Genomic DNA, 2,925 nt, shown 5'->3' on the forward strand with positions numbered 1-2,925 from the left:
CCCATGAGCAGGCCCCCCTCCTTCACCCCGCCCCCCGGCGCTCGCGCCTACCCGCTGCGGACCGCTCGCGGTGTGTTCGCCGTCGTGGACTCGCCCGTGGGCGACGGCGTCGAGCCGAAGGGCGTCGCGCTGTTGCTGCCGGGGTTCACCGGGAGCAAGGAGGACTTCAACCCCCTGCACGAGGCGTTCGGGGCGCGCGGGTACCGGACCGTGGCCGTGGACGGGCGCGGCCAGTACGAGACGGACGGACCGGCGAAGGACGAATCCCCTTACGCCCAGGCCGAGTTGGCGCGGGACGTGCTCGCGCTGGCGGAGACCGTGGGCGCGCCGGTGCATCTGCTCGGGCACTCCTTCGGCGGGCATGTCGCCCGGGCCGCCGTCCTCCTGGACGCCTCGCCGTTCGTGTCGCTGACGCTGATGGCGTCGGGTCCCGCGGAGATCTCCGCCTCCCAGCAGCAGCGTGTGAAGTTGCTGCGGGACGCGCTCGCCGTGATGTCGATGGCCGAGGTGTGGGACGCGATCCAGGCGATGGAAGCCCCGGAGGACACCGAGACCGGCGGTGGGCTGGACGAGGGTCTCGACGACCGGGCCGACCTGCGCCGCCGTTGGCTGGGCACCCAGCCGGCTCAACTCCTCGCGGCGGGACGCCAGTTGTGCGACGAGCCGGACCGGGTCGCCGAGCTGGCCGCCACCGGGCTCCCCACCCACGTCCTGTCGGGCTCGCGCGACGACACCTGGCCGGTGCCGCTCCTCGACGACATGGCCGTACGGCTGAAGGCGCGGCGGACGGTCGTCGCGGGGGCCGAGCACTCACCGAACACGGACCAGCCGGCCGCGACGGCCAAGGCGATCGCCGACTTCTGGGACACGGCCGCCCTTTGAGAAGGGACACGGCAGCCCTTTAAGAAGGGAGTCAGCACTGCCCCCGTCAGAAGGGTCAGTACTGCGTCTGGAGGTGCTCCCAGAACCCGTCCCGCAGCGCCCGCCGCAGATCGGCCTGGCCGCGCAGCGAGTACTGAAGCAGCCCTTCCGCCTCGACCAGCAGATCCTGGTCGACCGAACCCGGCAGATACGGATGCCCGGGCAGCAGCTCGACCAGCGCCTCCCGCCCCCGCGCCGAGAGCCACTTCGCCGCGATCTGCGCGCCCACGAAGCGGACGTCGTCGCGGGTGGGCCGGGTGGCGGCGGCCTCGTAGACGGCGGACGCGCGCCGGGAGACGTACGGCTTGAAGAAGTCGAGGTCGAAGGTGCGCTGGCTGTCGACCTCCCAGAGGAGCGGCTCCGCCTGGTTGCGGCCCTCCGGCGCCTCGATGCCCCACAAGTGGACGCGGGCGCCGTACCCTTGGGCCGCCTCGACCGCCGAGACCAGGTCCTCGTCGCCGCCGATGAGGGCCGCGTCGCTGATGGCGCGGTGCCGGGCGAGGGACTCCAGGTCGGAGCGGATGAGTGAATCGACGCCCTTCTGCTGGTTGTTGGCGTTGAGATTGCCCAACCGCACCTTCACGTCCGGGAGTTCGGCGATGGCCTGCTGCTCGGCGGTGTGGATGCGGCGGCGGGCGCCGTCGTACCAGTAGACGCGCAGCAGCCGGCTGTCCGCGAAGATCGTGCGGGCCTTGTCGATGAGCGCCTCGATGAGGCCCTCGGTGTCGAGATCGAAGGTACGTCGGTCCTCGGTCCCGGAGACGAGCCGGCCTGCGGCTGCATACAAATACCCGGCGTCGACGAAGATCGCATGCGTCGAGGGCGTCTTCGCCACTTCGGCGAGCATGCGCTGCAGCAGCTCGTTCGTGCGGTCGATGCGGGCGCTGAGGGCCGCGAGGTCGTCGTTCATCGGCTCCATTGTCCCGGCGGTCACGCTGCGAACACAACCGGTCCCGGTCAGTCTCGCGCCGATCTCTTACCGGTCAGTAATTAGGCGTGCGAAAAATTTCCTTAGCGTAGGGAATGTTTGTAACACGCATCCCGTTGACTCCATACGTAACCAAGTAGTTCTCCTCAGGAGGATGACCAGACGAAGGGAGAAGCCATGCGCTTCGAAATCATGCGTCTCGACGAGGTCGACGGCACCACCGTGGACAGCACCGTCGTGGACGCCGCCTCCGTCAATCGGATCGTGCAACAGGCCGCCGCCATTGGACAGCGACTGTGGATCCGTCCCGCCGAGACCAAGACCTCGTAACACCTACGACATTTACCCGCGTACCGAAGACGGATCGCGACCACACTTCAGGACCCCCGTACGGCACCGATGCCGTGCGGGGGTTCTGCGTTCACGGCCTCAACTCGCCCGGATCACCTGGGTGATCCCGTTGATGATCTGCTGCACGGCGATGGCGGACAGCATCATCCCCGCGAGCCGCGTCACCAGCACGACCCCGCCGTCCTTGATGACCCGGATGATCAGCAGCGAGTACCGCATCACGATCCACAGCACGACATGGATGGCGAGGATCGCCGTCCACACCGACACCTGCGCGGCCGCGCTGTCGGACTTCTGCACGGCGAGGATGACGGACACGATCGCACCGGGCCCGGCGAGCAGCGGCATGCCCAGCGGTACGAGGGCGACGTTGACGTCCTTGGTCTGCTTCGGCTCGTCGGTCTTGCCGGTGAGCAGGTCGAGCGCGATCAGCAGGAGCAGCAGTCCGCCCGCGATCATCAGCGCGGGCACGGAGACATGCAGATAGTCGAGGATCTGATGCCCCAGCAGCCCGAAGACGGTGATCACCCCACCCGCGACGCACACGGCCTGGAAGGCCATCCGCTTCTGCACCTTGGACGGTCGTCCGGCGGTCAGCGCGAGGAAGATCGGGGTGATCCCAGGGGGATCCATGATGACAAAAAGGGTCAGGAAGAGGGAGCCGAAGACGGCGACGTCGAACATGGGTGAGCCACAAGCCTTGCAGATGGGAGGGGGTGGGGACA

General features: G+C 68.4%; 4 protein-coding genes. 2 read left to right on the top strand and 2 right to left on the bottom strand.

Annotation, left to right across the window (positions count from 1 at the left end):
- The first annotated feature begins 3 nt into the window (after positions 1–3).
- Entirely contained in the window at positions 4–882 is an 879-nt protein-coding gene (locus JHN63_RS50090; RefSeq protein WP_200691795.1) for an alpha/beta fold hydrolase, read from the top strand.
- Positions 883–937: 55 nt separating this feature from the next.
- Here JHN63_RS50090 and JHN63_RS50095 read toward each other — a convergent pair whose 3' ends face one another.
- Positions 938–1,831 (bottom strand): NYN domain-containing protein, encoded by an 894-nt coding sequence (locus JHN63_RS50095; protein ID WP_200691793.1) that lies wholly within the window; start codon positions 1,829–1,831, stop codon positions 938–940.
- A 195-nt stretch (positions 1,832–2,026) separates the two neighbouring features.
- On the opposite strand from JHN63_RS50095, the gene JHN63_RS50100 reads away from it, so the two are divergent.
- The gene (locus JHN63_RS50100; protein ID WP_093629009.1) at positions 2,027–2,179 is read left to right on the top strand and encodes a hypothetical protein; all 153 of its coding nucleotides are present in this window, start codon (positions 2,027–2,029) and stop codon (positions 2,177–2,179) included.
- Between the two features lie 99 nt (positions 2,180–2,278).
- Here JHN63_RS50100 and JHN63_RS50105 read toward each other — a convergent pair whose 3' ends face one another.
- A complete protein-coding gene (locus JHN63_RS50105) occupies positions 2,279–2,884 on the bottom strand; it encodes a MarC family protein (RefSeq protein ID WP_200691794.1) in 606 nt (201 codons plus the stop codon).
- Positions 2,885–2,925 lie beyond the last annotated feature (41 nt).

Source organism: Streptomyces sp. MBT65 (assembly GCF_016612545.1).
GTDB lineage: Bacteria > Actinomycetota > Actinomycetes > Streptomycetales > Streptomycetaceae > Streptomyces.

Bases quoted from the DNA above. Each gene is read 5' to 3' on its own strand.
- JHN63_RS50095 (WP_200691793.1), bottom strand. From the start codon at position 1,831: ATGAACGACGACCTCGCGGCCCTCAGCGCCCGCATCGACCGCACGAAC.
- JHN63_RS50100 (WP_093629009.1), top strand. From the start codon at position 2,027: ATGCGCTTCGAAATCATGCGTCTCGACGAGGTCGACGGCACCACCGTG.
- JHN63_RS50090 (WP_200691795.1), top strand. From the start codon at position 4: ATGAGCAGGCCCCCCTCCTTCACCCCGCCCCCCGGCGCTCGCGCCTAC.
- JHN63_RS50105 (WP_200691794.1), bottom strand. From the start codon at position 2,884: ATGTTCGACGTCGCCGTCTTCGGCTCCCTCTTCCTGACCCTTTTTGTC.